This window comes from Pseudarthrobacter arbutini (assembly GCF_054510915.1).
In genome coordinates this window covers 20,134-37,821 of the sequence record NZ_JBTNDQ010000010.1, presented here as the reverse complement: position 1 = coordinate 37,821, position 17,688 = coordinate 20,134, and the positions used below count along the sequence as shown (strand labels likewise).

General features: G+C 67.2%; 13 protein-coding genes. 5 read left to right on the top strand and 8 right to left on the bottom strand.

Annotation, left to right across the window (positions count from 1 at the left end):
- Positions 1–16: 16 nt before the first annotated feature.
- The 8 genes from ACX80V_RS12565 to ACX80V_RS12530 all read right to left on the bottom strand — a co-directional run bounded on the left by ACX80V_RS12565 (position 17) and on the right by ACX80V_RS12530 (position 11,791).
- Positions 17–2,656, bottom strand: coding sequence for a trehalase-like domain-containing protein (locus ACX80V_RS12565; protein ID WP_485843415.1), 2,640 nt, complete (start codon positions 2,654–2,656; stop codon positions 17–19).
- Between the two features lie 314 nt (positions 2,657–2,970).
- Entirely contained in the window at positions 2,971–5,076 is a 2,106-nt protein-coding gene (locus ACX80V_RS12560; protein WP_485843414.1) for a hypothetical protein, read from the bottom strand.
- A gap of 5 nt (positions 5,077–5,081) precedes the next feature.
- On the bottom strand, positions 5,082–6,167 hold the full coding sequence (locus ACX80V_RS12555; protein ID WP_485843413.1) for a glycoside hydrolase family 130 protein: 1,086 nt from the start codon (positions 6,165–6,167) through the stop codon (positions 5,082–5,084).
- Between the two features lie 3 nt (positions 6,168–6,170).
- Positions 6,171–7,103, bottom strand: coding sequence for a carbohydrate ABC transporter permease (locus ACX80V_RS12550; protein WP_485843412.1), 933 nt, complete (start codon positions 7,101–7,103; stop codon positions 6,171–6,173).
- Positions 7,104–7,105: 2 nt separating this feature from the next.
- Positions 7,106–8,071, bottom strand: coding sequence for a carbohydrate ABC transporter permease (locus ACX80V_RS12545; RefSeq protein WP_485843411.1), 966 nt, complete (start codon positions 8,069–8,071; stop codon positions 7,106–7,108).
- A 12-nt stretch (positions 8,072–8,083) separates the two neighbouring features.
- A complete protein-coding gene (locus ACX80V_RS12540) occupies positions 8,084–9,385 on the bottom strand; it encodes an extracellular solute-binding protein (protein ID WP_485843410.1) in 1,302 nt (433 codons plus the stop codon).
- Between the two features lie 74 nt (positions 9,386–9,459).
- Positions 9,460–10,497 (bottom strand): LacI family DNA-binding transcriptional regulator, encoded by a 1,038-nt coding sequence (locus tag ACX80V_RS12535; protein WP_485843409.1) that lies wholly within the window; start codon positions 10,495–10,497, stop codon positions 9,460–9,462.
- 304 nt (positions 10,498–10,801) lie between these two features.
- Positions 10,802–11,791, bottom strand: a complete 990-nt coding sequence (locus ACX80V_RS12530) for an LLM class flavin-dependent oxidoreductase (RefSeq protein ID WP_485843408.1) — start codon at positions 11,789–11,791, stop codon at positions 10,802–10,804.
- A gap of 274 nt (positions 11,792–12,065) precedes the next feature.
- Here ACX80V_RS12530 and ACX80V_RS12525 point away from each other — a divergent pair, with 274 nt between their 5' ends.
- The 5 genes from ACX80V_RS12525 to ACX80V_RS12505 all read left to right on the top strand — a co-directional run bounded on the left by ACX80V_RS12525 (position 12,066) and on the right by ACX80V_RS12505 (position 17,638).
- Complete coding sequence (locus tag ACX80V_RS12525) at positions 12,066–13,049, top strand: ABC transporter substrate-binding protein (RefSeq protein ID WP_485843407.1); 984 nt, start codon at positions 12,066–12,068, stop codon at positions 13,047–13,049.
- Positions 13,050–13,191: 142 nt separating this feature from the next.
- Entirely contained in the window at positions 13,192–13,632 is a 441-nt protein-coding gene (locus ACX80V_RS12520) for a GNAT family N-acetyltransferase (protein WP_485843406.1), read from the top strand.
- A 119-nt stretch (positions 13,633–13,751) separates the two neighbouring features.
- On the top strand, positions 13,752–14,378 hold the full coding sequence (locus tag ACX80V_RS12515; protein WP_485843405.1) for a TetR/AcrR family transcriptional regulator: 627 nt from the start codon (positions 13,752–13,754) through the stop codon (positions 14,376–14,378).
- Between the two features lie 98 nt (positions 14,379–14,476).
- On the top strand, positions 14,477–15,994 hold the full coding sequence (locus ACX80V_RS12510) for an aldehyde dehydrogenase family protein (RefSeq protein WP_485843404.1): 1,518 nt from the start codon (positions 14,477–14,479) through the stop codon (positions 15,992–15,994).
- Entirely contained in the window at positions 15,995–17,638 is a 1,644-nt protein-coding gene (locus ACX80V_RS12505; RefSeq protein ID WP_485843403.1) for a GMC family oxidoreductase, read from the top strand.
- Positions 17,639–17,688: the final 50 nt, after the last annotated feature.

The following is a 17,688-nucleotide window of genomic DNA, read 5'->3' as shown; positions in this document are numbered from 1 at the left end:
GTACGTTCGCGCCGGGTTATGTCCTTTTGGCCTCTGGCTTGTGCCGGTCCAGGATCCGGGCGCAGCGGATGAACCCCAGGTGCGAGTAGGCCTGCGGGTGGTTCCCCAGGTGCGTCTCCGTACTGGGATCGTATTCTTCGGGCAGCAGGCCGGTGGGTCCAAAAAGGTTCACCAGCTGGTCGAACAGGTCCCAGGCCTCCTCGATCCTGCCCACCGCAACGTACGCCTCAATCAGCCAGGTGGTGCAGATGTGGAAGCCGCCCTCCAAACCCGGCAGGCCGTCGTCGTACCTGTACCGGAACACTGTGGGGCCCACCCGCAGTTCCCTTTCCACGGCGGTGACAGTGTCCAGGAACCGCTGGTCCGTGACATCCAGCAGGCCGGAGAGCCCGATGTGCAGGACGGCCGCATCCAGTTCGGGGCTGTCGTAGGCCACCGTGTAGGACGCGGCCGAGTCATCCCAGCCTTCGCGCAGGACTTCCTCCCGGATGATCCGGGCCGTGGGTTCCCACGACGGATCCGGCGTCCTGCCGTGCCGGTCGGCGGTCCGCAGTGCGCGGTCCAGCGTCACCCAGCACATCACCTTGGTGTAGACGTGGTGCCGCGGCGGCCGCCGGGCTTCCCAGATGCCGTGGTCAGGCTCGTGCCACCGGGCCAGGACGGCGGCCGCCATCTGCACCAACAGGTCCCAGTGGTCGTCCTCGAGGCCACCATTCCGTGAGCTGACGCCGTGGATCAGTTCAGCCACCGGTCCGAAGACGTCCAGCTGGACCTGGTGGTCCGCGGCGTTGCCGATCCGGACCGGCCGGGACCCCGCATACCCGGGCAGGCTGTCGATGACGGCCTCCGTGGACAGCGGCGCCCCCGTCACAGAGTACAGCGGATGCAGCCATTCCGGGCCCGGCGCATGTTCGAGGATCCGGCCCAGCCAGCTCAGGAAACCGGCCGCCTCCGCTGTGGAGCCCAGGTCCACCAGCGCGTTCACCGTCATGGACCCGTCCCGCAGCCAGCAGTAGCGGTAATCCCAGTTCCGTGTGCCGCCGATCCCTTCGGGCAGGGACGTGGTGGGCGCGGCCAGCACGGCACCCGTGGGCTCGTGCACGAGGGCCCGGAGGACCAGGGCTGAGCGGCGGACCAGCGATGGTTTCACCGAGGGCAGCTCCAGTTCCTGCACCCAGCGCCGGGAGTGGAGCGCCACCCCCGCCCGCCGGTCCGTCTCCCCGCCGGGGTGCGCCAACGCAGGCTCGGTGTCGCCACAGCGCAGGTTGAGGACCACAGGCCCGTCCTGGAGGTTGACCGAAGCGGTGGCGGTGGCGTGGAGGCCGTCCGAGGTGACGGTGAAGCTGACGCCCGGGGCAAAAAGGAAAATCGGATCGGAGGTTCCCACCACATGGAGTTCATCGCCGCGGGCTTCCATGCTGAACGGCGCGTTGGCGTAGTCCGGCCGGGGTGCGAAGACGATCTTGGCGCCGCCGGTTCCGGAGAGCACCCGGACCAGGCTGGTGATCCCTTCAGGTGCCGGCTCCAGGTAGTCCGTGACGGTCACGTCCGCCCAGCGCGTCTCCACGATCATGGTGCTGTCCACGTAGCGCTGGCCCAGAACCTGCGAGGACTTGAGCGGCTCAACGGAGAAATGCCCGGCGGCGTCGCCGCCCAGGATGTGGGCGAACAGCGACCCTGAATCCGGGAGCGGGTGGCTCATCCAGCAGACCTTGGCATCCGGCGTGACCAAAGCGGTGGCGGATCCGTTGCCGATCATCGTGTGCCGCTCGAGCCCCACGGCGTCCTCGCCGAAAAGCCAGGCCCGCCGCAGCTCGAACAGGAGGGCCAGGACGCGGGCGAAGGATTCCGGATCCCGCAGCCGGTGGGAAGCACGGGTCTCCCCCGGCCCCACGCGTAACCCCAGGTCCGGGCCGCGGAGCGTGGCGATGGCCAGTTCGTCGCTGTGGGCGTCCCCGGCGTACAGCGCAGCACTCGCGCCCAGCCGGGACCGGAGATTTTCCAGGGCGTCTGCCTTGGCCGGTTCCAATACCGAGAGATCCAGGACGGAACCGTCCACGATGAAGAACAGCCCATGGGCCCTGGCGATCTCCCGCGCCGTTTCCGTCACCACCTGCACCACAGCCGGCGAAGCCGGCCGGGTGTGCACGGACACGGCCACCGGCTTCCGCTCGATCCAGATGCCCTCCTGAAAACCCACGGCCTCAGAAAGCGCGATGCCTACCTTGTGGAGCGTGGCTTCGGTGGCGAGGTCCTGGACGTGGGCGAAGGCCATGTCCGACTCCGCGCCATGCGATCCGATGAGGTGCACCTCCGCGGGCAGCCGGGAGACTGCGGCGAGGTCACGCAGCGAGCGCCCCGAGATGACGGCGGCATGCGTGTTGGGCAGGGCGGCCAGGGCGCGGAGCGCGATCGCGGCGCTCCCCAGGGGAAGGGTCTCGGTGGAGATTCCCTCCGCGTCGCACAGTGTTCCGCCGTAGTTGCAGGCCACCAGCAGTCCGGGGACGCGGGCCAGGACCTTCAACTCGGCCAGGAGGGTGGGGGTGAAGCCCTCGTCCGCCAGGTCCGACTGGATGAAGGTCCGGAGCAGGCCCAGCGGCAGCGATCTGGTCAGCAGGGCGGAATCCGCCACGCTCTGGTTCAACGGCGTAGCCATGCGTGCACTCCTTCAACAGAGCCTGGCCCGGAAAGGCCGGAGGGGCCGTATCCCATGTTTCCGCCGGGTGGTTTCGCCTGAATGTCCCGGCCATTGCCACCGTGTAAAGTCCGACGGCGGGACCCACCCTCCGCCGCCGGCGTCGCGTCACGTCGTGTCACGCAGCCTCGCGTCGCGTCGTGTCACGCAGGGCAGGCTTTAACGCCCGACGACGGCGCCCCACCGCGCAAATCCGCGGCAGGGCGCCGTCGTGGTTTCCAAAAGGCTGCCGTGCGTGACGCCGGCCCGTTGGCACCAGCGTCAGCCCGCCACGGTCACCCGGCGGTCAGCGTCACCAGGGTGAAGCCGCCCGGGGCCACCGTGACGCGTCCGGACGTGCTGCCGGCGCTGCCGTTGGAGCCCTTGACCGGCTGGCCGGCGGAGTCGTACTGGCGCTGGACCAGCACAAACCCTTCCCGCACTGTCACTTTCTGGACCGTGCTGGACTTGGCCGCGCTGACGTACAGCGTGGAGTCGCCGCCGGATCCGGAGACGGACACAGTGGAGATCAACGGCTGGACCAGGAGTGCGTCCAGTGCCGCGTGGCCGTCGGTGCTGGCGGTGACCGAAGTCAGTCCGGCAGCCAGGGCGCGCCTCAGCGTGAGCGGGATGAGGATGCCGGGCGCGTCGGTGATGCCCTGCGCCCCTGCCCCGCCGTTGGCCGTGGTGCCCAGCGGGCCCTTGGCCGAGGTCCAGGTGGTGGTGCCCGAGGGCGCAATTGCCTGGTTCACGATGGGGAAGATGTTGCTGGGCTGGTCCGTTGCCGGCAACGGGATGGAAAGCCTGCCGCCGGCGTTCAGGTCGACATATGCCCCGCCGGATATATTCGCTTCGCCGGTCCAGGACGACGGCGGGCGAACCACGGTGCCGTTGCCCGTGATGGTGCCGGCCTCGGCTTCCACGACGTTGAGTCCGTTGGTCCCTTCGGTCACGCTGATCCCCAAGGCCTTGGCCCGGAGTTCCGGGTCGGCGTCGAGGGCCAGCATGGTGAGCAGGGCATGGATGGTGGATTCGGCGCCGGAGTTGGGGTTGATCCGGCCGTCCGTTTCGATCCCGTCGATGGCCGTGCCGGTGGCCGGGTTGTACGCGGGGGCGCCGTTGGGGTTGGCGCCGAAGAACCAGCCGGCAGCGATGGCTGCCACGTCCAGGAGTCCCGGCGCTTCAGCGGCTTCCGCCGTCGCCACCAGGCTTTGGACGCGGGAGTCCACGCCGTAGGCGATCTGCGCCTCGCCGGGAGCGGGGCTCCAGGCGTTGTCCGGACCACCCGCTGCGAGTAGCTGCGGCGTGAACTGGGCGGTGTCCTTCACCGCTGCCGTCAACAGGTCGGGCCGGTCCAGGACGCTGGACGCGGTGGCAACAGCGGCCGGAGCCATGCCGCCCCACGCATGCCAGAGGCTCTGCGACTTGTTCCACGGCATGATCGCGCCGAACGGCCATTGTGTGGCCGAGCCGGAAGACATCGCCGCCACACCCTCGCTCAGCCGGGACAGCGCCGTGGTGGCCACGGCATCGGACGGAACGGTCTCCACATACGCGGCCAGGCCCAGCACGGCCTCTGCCGAGGCATCCGCGCCGCCGGCGATCAGCCAGGCCGGAACCTGGACGCCGTCGGCGGTGTCGAACGTGCCGTACTTGGCCAGGGACTGGCGGTTCAGGGCACCCAGGGAAAGGTGCAGACGGTCCTGCAGGAACGCGGCGAACTCCGGATCGGACTCGGCAAACCCTGCGAAACCTTCGCCCAGGGCCCACACCGTGCGGGCCAGCCAGTAGGATTCCGCGGAGTCGGACGGATCCGGCAGTTCCACGGGAATGGCGCTGGGGTTCAGGCTGCCATCCGTCTGCTGCCAGAGGATGACGTTGCCGGCGTTCGGGCCGTCCACCGTTTGCAGGTACGTGAGAGTACGAAGGTTCTGGAAGGCGTGCTCCTTGCTCGCCAGGTCCCCGGTCTGCTTCCAGTGCCGCAGGTATACGACGGCGGTGCGGGCAATATCGTCCGCGTTGTAGGCGCCCTGGGTCCAGTCGCCCGTGACCGGATCCAGGTTCCCGCCGCCCACACGGTCATAGCTGCCGTCGTCGTTCTTGTCGGCGTAGGTCCACGGCGCTTCCGCTTCGGGGTCCTGCTCCAGCTGGTACGTGGTGTGCCCGGCCACCGGAGCCAGCGGAACCGTGTCCAGCAGGAAGTCCAGGTGGTCCAGGTTGGTCAGGCTCCCGCCGTCGGCCAATGCAGGTGCCAGGACGGGTGCCGCCGGTGCAGTGTGCGCAGTGGCGGACGACGGCGGCGCGGCAGGGGCCGCCGTGACGGCACCTGCCTGCAGCGAAACAGCCAGCAGGGAAACGGCCACCGCCGTCACCACCGGCCGTGTGGCCTTCGGTGAAGGCATCACCCTCAGACCCGGTCCAGTTTGGCCACACCGATTTTGGAGTCGGCCATCCCGTAGAACACAAACAGCTGGTCGCCGATTTTTTCGATCGCGGTGGGGAACACCACGTTCGGCACGATCCCGGAGATCTCGTCCTCGGTTTCCGGCGCCAACAGCGGCTTGTCGCTGCGGGCGATGACCCTGGACGGGTCATCTGCGGACAGGATCATGGCCGCGGCGGTGTAGTTGACGTTCTGCTGCTGTTCGAAGGCGGAGGCGGCCATCTTGCCGGCCACGCCGTGGTGGATCAGGAGCCAGCCTTCGTCCACGCGGATGGGGGGCGGGCCGCCGCCGATCTTCAGTTCCTCGAAGGGGAACTCGCTGAGGGCCACCAGCCGGTGCTTGCCCATGTGCACCAAGTTGCGCAGGTCGCGTTCGACGTCGGCCACCGCCACGTAGGAGATCCAGATGCCGGGGCGGTTGTCCGTGACGCCGGCGGGCAGGTGCTCGCCTTCGCCGGGACGGATCCAGCCCAGGTCCCACATGGGGCGGTGCAGCATGGCGTAAGAGGGCACGCCGTCGGGGTCGTTCACCGGCTCCGGGAAGAACACGGCGTCCTTGTTGGGAAACAGGTTCAGGTCCATGGAGAGATCGGCCTGGTACTCGAAGAAGCAGGGGCCGAGGCGGTCCCAGTTCCGGAGGTCCTCGGAGTGGGCGAAGGCGAGGCGGGGACCCAGCGGGCCGTAGGCCACGTAGGTCATGAGGTGCTTGCCCAGGGCGGGTACCCAGGTGGTGCGCGGGTCCTCGGTGCCGGCGTTGTTCATGCCGCGTTCCCAGCCCTCGTCCGGAGCCAGGACCACGCCCTCGCGTTCCACGCCGGTGGGTACGCCGTCGTCGTTGACGACCACTTTGGCGAGGCCCACGCGGGACACGTTGCCGGTGGCCACAAGCCGCGGCAGCAGGTACAGCTCGCCGTCCGGGCCGCGGCCGCTGGCGGGGTTGAGGACACCCTCGGCCTCGAAGTCGTTGCCGGGTTCGGGGGTCATGATGACGCCGGTGCGGGTGAGGGTGAAGGGGACGGTGGGGAGTGCAGAAGTGTGGGGGGAAGTCATTGATTAGCCCTTTACGCTGGAACCGATATTGGTGGAAATGAACTGGCGCTGGAAGAAAATGAACAGCGCGACGGCGGGCGCCGCCAGGACGCAGGCACCGGCAAGGATGGCGCCGAACGGGTTGCCGGCCTGGCCGGCGATGTTGGAGATGAAGTTGGCCAGGGACACGGCCAGGGGCTGCAGGGACTGCTCCTTGGTGACCAGGAACGGCCACAGGAACTCGTTCCACGGGCCGATGAAGGTCAGCAGCACCGCGGTGACAATGGCCGGACGGACCAGCGGGATGGCGATCTGCCACAGGATCCGCAGTTCCGAAGCGCCGTCGATCCGGGCCGCCTCAAACAGGGTCGAGGGCAGCTGGAGGAAGTACTGGCGGAACACAAACACCGCCGTGGAGTTGATGGCGAACGGCAGGATCATGCCCAGGAAGCTGTCCGCCAGGCCGTAATCGCGCACGATCATGACGTAGAGCGGGATGAGCAGCAGCTGGAACGGGATCATCTGCACCAGCAGCATCATGCCGAACACCACGCCGCGGCCACGGAACTTCATCTGCGCCAGGGCATAGCCCACCAGCAGCCCGAAAATCACCGTGAAGAAGATGACTCCGCCGGTGAAGATGCCGGAGTTGAGCAGGCCGCGGAACAGGTTGATGGACTCGTTAATCTGCACGTAGTTCGCCCCGGTGATGTTGGCCGGGTTAGGAAACGCGCCGAAGATCGACGTGTCCGGGGCTGTCTGCAGGGACCCGATGAGCATGTAATAGAACGGGAAAAGGAACACGAAGGCGCCCACGCCCAGCAGGATGAAGCTGCCCACGCCCAGGTTGCGGCGCTTTTCGACGCCCGAGCCGAGACGCAGGACAGGTTCCGGTGGTTCCGGACGCCGGCTGGCGTCGTCGTCGTTCTTGGCGTTTTGTGCGTTGGTGACGGACATTCTCAGTCCTCCTTCCCGCCCACGAGGCGTTTCTGGATCAGGGCGATCAGCAGGACGCCGATCACCAGCACCACACCCAGTGCGGCCGCGACGTCGGGGTTCCCCTGCAGGAGGCCCCGCTGGTACATGATGAACACCGGGGACGCCGAGGCCCCGTCCGGACCGCCGCCGCCGGTCAGCAGATACGGTTCGGTGAAGAGGTTCGCGCCGGTGATGGTGGCCAGCAGCGTGACCAGGACGCTGGCGGGCCGGACGCCCGGCACGGTGATGTTCCAGAACTGGACCCACTTGTTGCCGCCGTCCACGGCCGCTGATTCGTACAGCTCGTCGGGGATGTTCTGCAGGGCCGCGAGGTAGAGCAGGATGAAGAATCCCAGCTGTTTCCACGTCACGTACAGGGCCACGGTGGGCATGGCCAGCCACGAATTCACCAGCCAGGACGGGGTTGGGGCCAGCGGCCCCAGCAGCGTGTTCAGCAGCCCGTTTTGCTGGAACAGGAACAGCCAGACCCCGACGACGGCGACGCTCGCGGTCACATACGGCACGTAGTAGCTGAGGCGGAAGAACGTCTTGAACCGGGTGATGCGGTTCAGGGCGTTGGCCAGCAGCAGCGACAGGCCCACCGTGAGCGGGACGTTGATGATGAGGAAAACGCCGATGTTCAGGAACGAGCGCTGGACGGCGGGGTCTGACAGGACGGTGATGTAGTTGTCGAACCCTACAAACGGCCGGTCCACCTTGACCCGTGGTGCTGTAAAGAAGAAATCGTGGAAGGAAATGTAGACGGCGTAGCCGAGGGGGAACGCCAGGACGGCCAGCACGTAGATGACGTAGGGAGCGCTGAACAGCAGGCCCAGCGGCTGGGGGCCCAGGAAGTTCTTACGCTTCCTGGGCACCAGCCGCCGGTCCGCCGTTCTACCAGCCGGTTTCCCCGTGACGGGGTTCCCACTAGAAGAGCGGAGTGACATTGGGGGTCACCGCTACTTCTGGGCTACCAGTTGGTTGATCTTGTTGGCCGCGTCCTTGAACGAGGTGTCGATGCTTTCGTTCCCGAAGATCACGGCCTTGGCGTAGGCCGTGCGGAAGGTCTGCCAGACCTCAACCGAGTTGGATACGTTGGGGACCTCCACCGTCCGCGCGGCCTGCTCGGCGAACTGGGTGTAGGCCGGGTTCTTGGCGAAGTAGTCCGAATAGACCGTTGGGAGGTCCTTGCGCATGGGCATCTGGCCGGTGTCGGTCAGCAGCTTGCCGTCCTGCTCCTGGCTCGTTGCGAACTTCATGACCTCCCAGGCGGTGCCCTGGTTCTCGCAGGCCGAGTACATGGCCACGTTCTTGGCGTCGGAGAAGGTTGAGGCATCAGCCTTGGCCGCGGCAGCGGGGACCGGGACTGCGCCCCAGTTCACCTTGTCCTTGTAGGCGGCAATGGCCCACGGACCGGCCATGGACATGGCCGCCTTGCCCTCGGCGAATGAATCGCCCTGGTAGACCTCCTTGGAGGCGAGGTTCTCCTTGTAGAGCGTCTCGAACATGGTGGCGACCTGCTTGCCCTCCTCGCTGTCGAACGTGGCCTTGCCGTCCTTCACCAGCGGGGTGCCGTCGGAGTTGGCGGCGTAGAAGGAGTAGAAATCGAACCAGGCCTGGAAGAAGTCACTGGCCGGTGATGGCCACATGGCGTTGGTGGCAGCACCTGAGGACACCAGGGTCCGGGCGGTGTCCAGCAGTTCCTGGTGCGTCCCCAGCTTCGGGTTCTCCGGATCCAGTCCTGCCTTGGCAAACATGTCCTTGTTGTAGAAGAGGACAACGGGATTGGACTTCCACGGCAGCTGGTAAATTTTGCCGTCCGAGGACTTGTATTGGTCCGCCAGGTCACCGGTGCGGTCCTTGATGTACTGGAGCCCGTCCGGGAACTCATCCAGGGCCACCAAACCACCCTGCTTCTGGAACTGCGGAACGGCCACAGGCGCGGTGTTGAAGACCAGGCAGGGGGCGTTGCCGGCCGTGATGGCTGCGCCGATGACTTCCTCGGAGCTCTTGCCGGCAGGGATCTCCTGCGCATCGATCTTCTCGTCCGGGTGGGCGGAGTTCCAGGATTCCACCATCGCTTTGCCCCACTTCACCTCGAACTCGTTGTTGGAGTACCAGATCTTGATGGGGCCCTTGGCGGACGTGGCGGAACCGCCATCGCCGCCCCCTCCGCTGCCGCCGCAGGCAGCCAGGCCTGCCCCCATGACGGTCAGGGCGGCCACTGACAATATTCGCGTGGCTTTGGTAAAGCGCTTCATTGCGACTCCTTGGTACTGGTCCCGGTGGGGATCTGCGACTGGTTGGTGTGCCTTTTTGCTTGCTTGGGGGATTGCTACGGTGCTGGCTTGGTGGTTGTGGATGGGGCGGGGCCGGTGGAGGCGCGGACCAGCAGGGAAGGTGCCTGCATGTCCGTATCCTCACCGGAGTGGGTGCCGTTGAGCTGGTCCAGGAGGGCCTGCGCGGCAACTCTGCCCCAGCGCATGGGGTCAGTGGCGATAGTGGTGAGGGGCGGGTTGAGGTACTGGGTGAACTCGGCGTTGTCGTAACCGGTGATGGACAGATCTCCCGGAACGCTCAGGCCCTGGGACTGGGCGAAGGACTGGCCGGACGTCGCCATGAGGTCGTTCGCATAGACAATCGCGGTGGGGCGGTCCGGCCGGCGGAGCAGTTCCGCGGTGGCGGCCACTCCCCCGGGCGCCGTGAAGTCGGCCTCCGCGAACAGATCCGCTGCCAGGCCGGCAGCGGCCATGGCCGCTTCCCAGGCCCGGCGGCGGCTGCGGCCGTGGATGTATTCCTGGGCGCCGCCCACGTGGCCGATCCGGACGTGGCCCAGGGCCAGAAGATGTTCGACGGCGGCCGTGATGCCGTCCGTGTCATCCATGGACACCGCGGGGAAGGGTGAGTCCGAATCCGGCCTGTTGAGCGTCACGGCCGGCAGCTTGAGCTCGCGCAGCAGGCCGATCCGGGAATCGTTGTGCCGCACATCGGTCAGGATCACGCCGTCCACGCGGCCGCCGTCGGCCAGTTTGCGGTACGCCCGCTCTTCGGCGCCGGGGACGGTGGCAACGCTCAGGACCAGCGTGTAATCGTGCTCGGCGAGGGTGGTTTCGATGCCCGCAATGAACGCCGGGAAGAACGGGTCCGTGCCGAGGAGCTTGGGGTCGCGGGCCACCACCAGGCCCAGCGCGTAGGCCTTCGCGGAGGACAGGCCCTTGGCGCGGAGGCTCGGCTTCCAGCCAAGCTCTTTGGCGACCTGCAGGATCCGGCCCCGGGTGGCGTCGCTGACGCCGGGCTGGTTGTTCAGCGCATACGAGACAGCACCCTTGCTGACGCCGGCCGCATGGGCGACGTCGCTGATGGTAACTGCCATGATGTGGGGCCCTTCAGGTTTCGGGTCCCGTGACTCACGCCACTGAACCGGTTCAGTAGACTCTACTAAACCGGTTCAGTTGAGGGATGTCAAGGGCCCGCCGCCACATTGATGTTTTCCGGCGGCCGCCTTGGTTCCGTCCTGGCCGGCTTCCGCCGTCACGCAGGGCACGCTTTTGGACCACGACGGCGGCGCCCGCCGCGTGATTCCGGGGAACCCCGCCGTCGGGCTTCTAAAAGGGTGATTGGCGTGACGCGGGCGGGTCCCCGCTTGCTGGTGGCGCCGGACTGAACCTTTGCCGGACCTAGACCCGGGCCAGCCCGGCAACCTCCGCCAGCAGCTCCACGGAGCGGATCCTGGCCTCGGTGCCGGTGTTCTGGTGCGCCACGATAAGCTCGTCGGCGTCGGAGTGCTTGGCGAACTCCTCGAGGTAGTCGTTCACAACGTCCGGGGTGCCGATGGCCGAGTACGTCATCATCTGCGAGACGTGCTGGCCCTGCGGGGAGTCCAGGATCATGTCCGCTTCGTCGTCGGTGAACTCGCGCCCGCCGCCGAAGAACAGACCGACGCGGGCGCGCAGCGTGGCCCGGAAAGCCGCCTGCGCCTCGGCAGCCGTATCGGCGGCGATCACGTTGACGCCGGCGATCACGTGCGGGGCATCGAGCTGCGCCGACGGCTTGAATTCGCTGCGGTAGAGCGCCACGGCCTCCTGCAGGGCGTTGGGGGCGAAGTGCGAGGCGAAGGCGTACGGCAGGCCCAGCTGGGCGGCGAGGCGGGCGCCGAACAGCGACGATCCGAGGATGTACAGCGGGACGTTGGTGCCCTTGCCGGGTGTAGCCTCCACGCCCTGGATCCGCGTGGGACCGGTGAGGTAGCCCTGCAGCTCCAGGACGTCTTGGGGGAAACTGTCCGCGGACATGGGGTCCCGGCGCAGCGCGCGCATGGTGTTCTGGTCGCTGCCGGGGGCGCGGCCCAGGCCAAGGTCGATCCGGCCCGGGTGCAGCGTTTCCAGGGTGCCGAACTGCTCGGCGATGGTCAGCGGCGAGTGGTTGGGCAGCATGACGCCGCCGGCGCCGAGCCTGATGGTCTTGGTGTGGGCGGCCACGTGGGCGATCAGCACGCTGGTGGCCGACGACGCGATGGCGGACATGTTGTGGTGCTCGGCGTACCAGATCCGCCGGTAGCCCAGCTCCTCCGCCCGCTGTGCCATTGCCACACTGCCGGCGAAACTTTCCGCCGCCGTCTGGCCTTTGCCGATGGTTGCCAGGTCAAGGATGGAGAGGGGAAGCGTCACGTCGGTGCCGGCCTTTCAATGCGTTGCGTAGGGTGGCCGGCCGGGTCGCGGCGGGCACATCGTGGACAACGACGGCGGCACCCGGGTTATTTCTGCGGCCTGCGGTGGGGTGGCCCACAGTCTCGTTTGTGACCGCCGCGGTCGCCCGGTGAACTGCCGTTACTCCCGGTATCGCACCGTTTCGACGGCCTTTGATCCCGCCGCCGCGCTCCCGGATAGTTGCTGCCAAGAACACCGTTCCGTTCCGAAAATCAGCAACTTGCAAGGGGAAATCATGGCGAAAATCAAGACAAGACAGGCTGCGGGTGCAGCACTCGCAGCAGTCACTCCGCTGGCGCTTGCCGCTTGCTCGGACCCGGGCGCAACGGCGGCGACGGCACCGTCGTCGGGCTCTACGGCGAGCGCGGCAGGCAAGACGTTCAACCTGGCCCCGGAGCAGAACCGCGTCAAGGTGGCCGTGGATGCGAAGGCCGCCGCGCTGGTCCCGGACGCCATCAAGGCGGACGGCAAACTGACCGTGGTCACCACCGGCGGCACAGCCCCGCTGAGCCTGTTCGCCACGGACAACAAGACGCTCATCGGCAGCGAAGTGGACATCGCCTACGCCGTGGGCGAGACCCTGGGGCTGACCGTGGAGGTCCTGCCCGTGGCCTGGTCCGACTGGCCGCTGGGCGTTGAATCCGGCAAGTACGAGGCCGTGCTCTCCAACGTCACCGTCACCGAGGCGCGCAAGGAGAAGTTCGACTTCGCCAGCTACCGCAACGACCTCCTGGGCTTCTACGCCAAGACCGATTCCACCATCGGCGATATCAAGGAAGCCAAGGACGTTGCCGGCAAGCGCATCATCGTCGGCTCGGGCACCAACCAGGAAGCGATCCTGGTGCGCTGGGACGAAGAGAACAAGGCCAAGGGGCTCGCGCCGGTTGAGTTCCAGTATTACGACGACGACTCCGCCTCCACGCTGGCACTCCAGTCCGGCCGCGCGGACCTGACGTTCGGGCCCAACGCCGGTGCGGCCTACAAGGCCGCGAAGGACGGAAAGACCAAGGAAGTGGGCACGCTCAACGGCGGCTGGCCGCTGACCGCCGAAATCGCCTTCACCACACAGAAGGGCAACGGCCTGGCCGTTGCTGCCCAGGCTGCCCTCAACCAGCTGATCGGGAATGGCAGCTACGCCGAGATCCTGGACCGGTGGGGCCTGTCCTCGGAGGCCATCAAGACCTCCGAACTGAACCCGCCCGGCCTGCCCAAGAAGTAGGCCCCGCCCACCAAGGAGAATCCCCGCCTTGTTTCAGCGAGATGGGGATTCTTCGTGTCCCGCCCCGCAATGCCTGGCGCGTTCGCTGCGTCTGGCGCCACCAGAATTTGCGGCGCTCCGACGCGCCCCGTTGAATAGTGGAATGCAGCACTCCTACACGCTCCGCCCCGGCCTGGACACCGACGCCGCCTGGATCGCCGAGCTCCGCGCGGTGGTGATGCGTCCGGACCTTGAGCGGCTGGCCCGCTGGGATCCTGTCCGCGTCCGCGAGCGCTTCCTCAACGGGTTCCAGCCAGAGCACACCTTCGTCGTCGAGGTGGCGGGGCAGAATGCGGGCGTAATCGCTGTCCGCCCGGAGCCCGACGCGCAGTGGATCGAACACTTTTACCTGGCCCCGGAGCATCAGGGAAAGGGCCTCGGCGGTGCCGTGCTCCGGCAGGCCATGGACCGGTCCCGGGACCACCGGCCCTTCCGCCTGAACGTCTTGCAGGGCAGTGCAGCCCGGCGGCTGTATGAGCGCCACGGCTTTGAGGTGGAATCGGAGGACGCTGTGGACGTTTTTATGGCGGCGCCGGTCCCTTAACATCGAGTGCTCCGTGGGGTTGATGCCGCGTTCCTGGAGTTCCGGGACGAGGTGGTTGACGACGTCGTCCGCTGTTCCGGAAAGTGCACTAACGGCGGGTTTGGCAATAGTCTGGCCAGATGGGGACAAAGACCGTGAACTCCGGCGAACAGATTGACAGGCAGTCGCGCATTCTCGAGGCGGCGCTCGATCTGCTGTCGCGCCACGGTATCTCCGGCGTGAGTATGCGTTCCGTGGCCCGCGAAGCCGGCGTCGCACTGGGCCTGGTGAACTACTACTACGACGATAAAACGAGCCTGATCCGGGCAGCCCTGCACCGGGTGGACGAGCATGACCTCCAACTGGTGGCCCAGGACCCATCGTTGCCGCCGGACGAACAGCTCCGCAAGGCCCTGCGGCGGGTTGCCGGCGCCGAGCTGCTGACCACCCGGTACCTGTCCCTGCGCCTGCACCTGTGGGCCCTCGCCCAGGCCGACGAAGGTTATGCCGAGATCAACGCTGCAGCCTTCGACCGGTACCTCGACGGCGTTGCCGCACTCGTATCCAAAGCCAAACCCGAACTCTCCTGGGAGGAATGCCGGGAGCGGGCAGCGGACATCGTCGTCATACAGAACGGCATGTGGCTGACGTCGCTTCTGGGCGTGGACAACGCCTCCATCCAGCGCAGCATCGCCCGCACGGAGGAGATCGCCTTCGCCCCGAGCCGCAGAAGAACCAGCGGGGAAGCAGCACTCAGGGAGCTCTAAAGCACACGCCGCACGGCGATGCAGTAGCGCGCGTCACACTTGAACGAGTGTTCAAGAAAGTATTGAACACTCGTTCAACGTGCGTTAGTGTCCTCTGTATGACTTACGCCACACCGTCTTCAGACATGACAGCATCCACCCTGTTCATCAACGGCTCGTGGGAGCCGGCGGCGTCCGGCGCCGTACGCCACATCCGTAACCCCGCAGACGGCGAGCTGGCCGCCACCGTGTCCGAGGCCGGCCGGGAAGATGCCGAGCGGGCCATCGCCGCAGCCCGGGCGGCCTTCGACTCCGGCGTCTGGGCTTCGGTACCGGCACCCGAGCGCGGCACTTTCCTGCTCAAGGTCGCCTCCGAACTGCGCCAACGCCGGGAAAAGTTCGCCCGCGCTGAATCCCTGGACACCGGGAAGCGGATCGCCGAAAGCCGCATCGACATGGACGACATCGCTGCCTGCTTCGAATATTTCGGACGGCTGGCCGGGCAGCAGGCGGGCCGCATGGTCGACGCCGGGGACCCCGCCGTCGTCAGCAAAATCGTCTACGAACCCGTGGGCGTCTGCGGCCTGATCACGCCGTGGAACTACCCCCTGCTCCAGGCTGCGTGGAAGATCGCACCCGCCCTGGCCGCGGGCTGCACCTTCGTGCTTAAGCCCTCCGAACTGACCCCTTCCACCGCCATCCTGGCCATGCAGCTGCTGCAGGACCTCGGCCTGCCGGACGGCGTCGCCAACCTCGTGACCGGAGCCGGCGCGGAGGCCGGGGCGCCGCTCTCCGAACACCCCGCCGTAGACCTCGTTTCCTTCACCGGCGGGCTGGAAACCGGCAAGCGCATCGCCGCGGCCGCCGCCGGCACCGTGAAAAAGGTGGCCCTGGAACTAGGCGGCAAGAACCCCAACGTGGTGTTCGCCGACGCGGACTTCGACGCCGCCGTCGACAATGCCCTGAACGGCGCCTTCGTCCACTCCGGGCAGGTCTGCTCCGCCGGAGCCCGGCTGGTGGTGGAGGAATCGATCGCCGAGCGCTTCGTGGACGAGCTGGTCCGACGCGCTCAGGAGATCAGGCTTGGCGGCCCGTTTGACGATGCCGCTGAAACCGGGCCTCTCATTTCCGCGGCCCACCGCGACAAAGTCGACGCGTATGTCCAGCGCGGCATCCAGGAGGGTGCGCGGCTGCGGTGCGGTGGCGCGGCACCTGTTGGGGAAAAGTTCGACGCCGGGTTCTACTACCAGCCGACAGTCCTGGACCGCGTCCAGAGGGGAATGTCCGTGGTCATCGACGAAGCGTTCGGCCCGGTGGTGACCGTGGAGACGTTCCGCACCGAGGACGAGGCCGTGGCCACTGCCAACGACACCATTTACGGCCTGGCCGGCGCGGTCTGGACCCAGGATGCCGGCAAGGCGCAGCGCGTTGCATCACGGCTGCGGCACGGCACGGTCTGGATCAACGACTACCACCCCTACCTCCCGCAGGCCGAGTGGGGCGGCTTCGGCCAGTCCGGCGTCGGCCGCGAGCTGGGCCCCACGGGCCTGGCCGAATACCAGGAAGCCAAGCACATCTACCAGAACACCAGCCCGCAGGTCACCGGCTGGTTTGCTGACCACGGCAAGGAGAACTAGATGCATTACGACAATATCGACGACGTCACCGAGCGCGGGTTCGACTATGTCGTCATCGGCGGCGGATCCGCGGGTGCCGCCGTCGCCGCCCGGCTGAGCGAGGATCCGGACGTGACCGTGGCCCTCGTGGAGGCCGGACCGGATGACCGCAACCTGTCCGAAATCCTGCAGCTGGACCGCTGGATGGAACTGCTGGAATCCGGCTACGACTGGGACTACCCGGTGGAACCGCAGGAGAACGGCAACTCCTTTATGCGCCACGCCCGGGCAAAGGTGATGGGCGGCTGCTCCAGCCACAACTCCTGCATCGCCTTCTGGGCCCCGCGCGAAGACCTGGACGAGTGGGAATCCAAGTACGGCGCCACCGGCTGGAACGCTCAAACCGCCTGGCCGCTCTACCAGCGGCTGGAAACCAACGAGGACGCCGGCCCGGACGCGCCGCACCACGGCGACTCAGGCCCCGTGCACCTGATGAACGTGCCCCCGGTGGATCCGGCCGGCGTCGCGCTCCTGGACGCCTGCGAACAGACCGGCATCCCCCGGGCAAAGTTCAACACCGGAACCACGGTGGTCAACGGCGCCAACTTCTTCCAAATCAACCGCCGCGCGGACGGCACCCGGTCCTCCAGCTCGGTCTCCTACATCCACCCCATCATGGAGCGCGAAAACTTCACCCTGCTGACCGGCCTCCGCGCCCGCCAGCTGGTGTTCGACGCGGATAAGCGCTGCACAGGCGTGGACGTGGTGGACTCGGCGTTCGGCCGGACCCACCGGCTCTCCGCCCGCCGTGAGGTCATCCTGTCCACCGGCGCCATCGACTCGCCCAAGCTGCTCATGCTCTCCGGCATCGGCCCGGCAGCCCACCTCGCCCAGCACGGCATCGAGGTCCTGGTGGACTCCCCCGGCGTGGGCGAGCACCTGCAGGACCACCCCGAGGGCGTGGTGCAGTTCGAGGCCAGGCAGCCGATGGTCCAGGCCTCGACGCAGTGGTGGGAAATCGGCATCTTCACCCCCACGGAGGAGGGCCTGGACCGCCCGGACCTGATGATGCACTATGGCTCCGTCCCGTTCGACATGAACACGCTGCGGCACGGCTACCCCACCACGGAGAACGGCTTCAGCCTCACCCCGAACGTCACGCACGCCCGCTCCCGCGGCACCGTCCGGCTGCGCAGCCGCGACTTCCGGGACAAGCCCATGGTGGACCCGCGCTACTTCACGGATCCGGACGGCCACGACATGCGGGTCATGGTGGCGGGCATCCGCAAGGCGCGCGAGATCGCCGCTCAGCCGGCAATGGCCGAATGGACCGGCCGGGAGCTTTCGCCCGGTGTCGAAGCACAGACGGACGAGGAACTGCGGGACTACATCCGCAAGACCCACAACACCGTGTACCACCCCGTCGGCACCGTCCGCATGGGACCGGCCGACGACGACATGTCACCGCTCGATCCCGAGCTGCGGGTCAAGGGCGTCACCGGACTGCGCGTCGCGGATGCCTCCGTCATGCCGGAACACGTCACCGTCAACCCCAACATCACCGTCATGATGATCGGCGAACGCTGTGCGGACCTCATCCGCGACAGCCGGTCCGGCGAAACCATGACCTCAGGAGAAATGGAGCTCACCGCGTCCCTCGCCTAAGCGGCAAGGTCCCGGCGGCAGGGCATCGACCTTCCATGCGCCACGGCCGG

Excerpts from the sequence above, each read along its gene's own strand:
- ACX80V_RS12565 (WP_485843415.1), bottom strand. The coding sequence starts at position 2,656 with ATGGCTACGCCGTTGAACCAGAGCGTGGCGGATTCCGCCCTGCTGACC.
- ACX80V_RS12560 (WP_485843414.1), bottom strand. The coding sequence starts at position 5,076 with ATGCCTTCACCGAAGGCCACACGGCCGGTGGTGACGGCGGTGGCCGTT.
- ACX80V_RS12555 (WP_485843413.1), bottom strand. The coding sequence starts at position 6,167 with ATGACTTCCCCCCACACTTCTGCACTCCCCACCGTCCCCTTCACCCTC.
- ACX80V_RS12550 (WP_485843412.1), bottom strand. The coding sequence starts at position 7,103 with ATGTCCGTCACCAACGCACAAAACGCCAAGAACGACGACGACGCCAGC.
- ACX80V_RS12545 (WP_485843411.1), bottom strand. The coding sequence starts at position 8,071 with ATGTCACTCCGCTCTTCTAGTGGGAACCCCGTCACGGGGAAACCGGCT.
- ACX80V_RS12540 (WP_485843410.1), bottom strand. The coding sequence starts at position 9,385 with ATGAAGCGCTTTACCAAAGCCACGCGAATATTGTCAGTGGCCGCCCTG.
- ACX80V_RS12535 (WP_485843409.1), bottom strand. The coding sequence starts at position 10,497 with ATGGCAGTTACCATCAGCGACGTCGCCCATGCGGCCGGCGTCAGCAAG.
- ACX80V_RS12525 (WP_485843407.1), top strand. The coding sequence starts at position 12,066 with ATGGCGAAAATCAAGACAAGACAGGCTGCGGGTGCAGCACTCGCAGCA.
- ACX80V_RS12520 (WP_485843406.1), top strand. The coding sequence starts at position 13,192 with ATGCAGCACTCCTACACGCTCCGCCCCGGCCTGGACACCGACGCCGCC.
- ACX80V_RS12515 (WP_485843405.1), top strand. The coding sequence starts at position 13,752 with ATGGGGACAAAGACCGTGAACTCCGGCGAACAGATTGACAGGCAGTCG.
- ACX80V_RS12510 (WP_485843404.1), top strand. The coding sequence starts at position 14,477 with ATGACTTACGCCACACCGTCTTCAGACATGACAGCATCCACCCTGTTC.
- ACX80V_RS12505 (WP_485843403.1), top strand. The coding sequence starts at position 15,995 with ATGCATTACGACAATATCGACGACGTCACCGAGCGCGGGTTCGACTAT.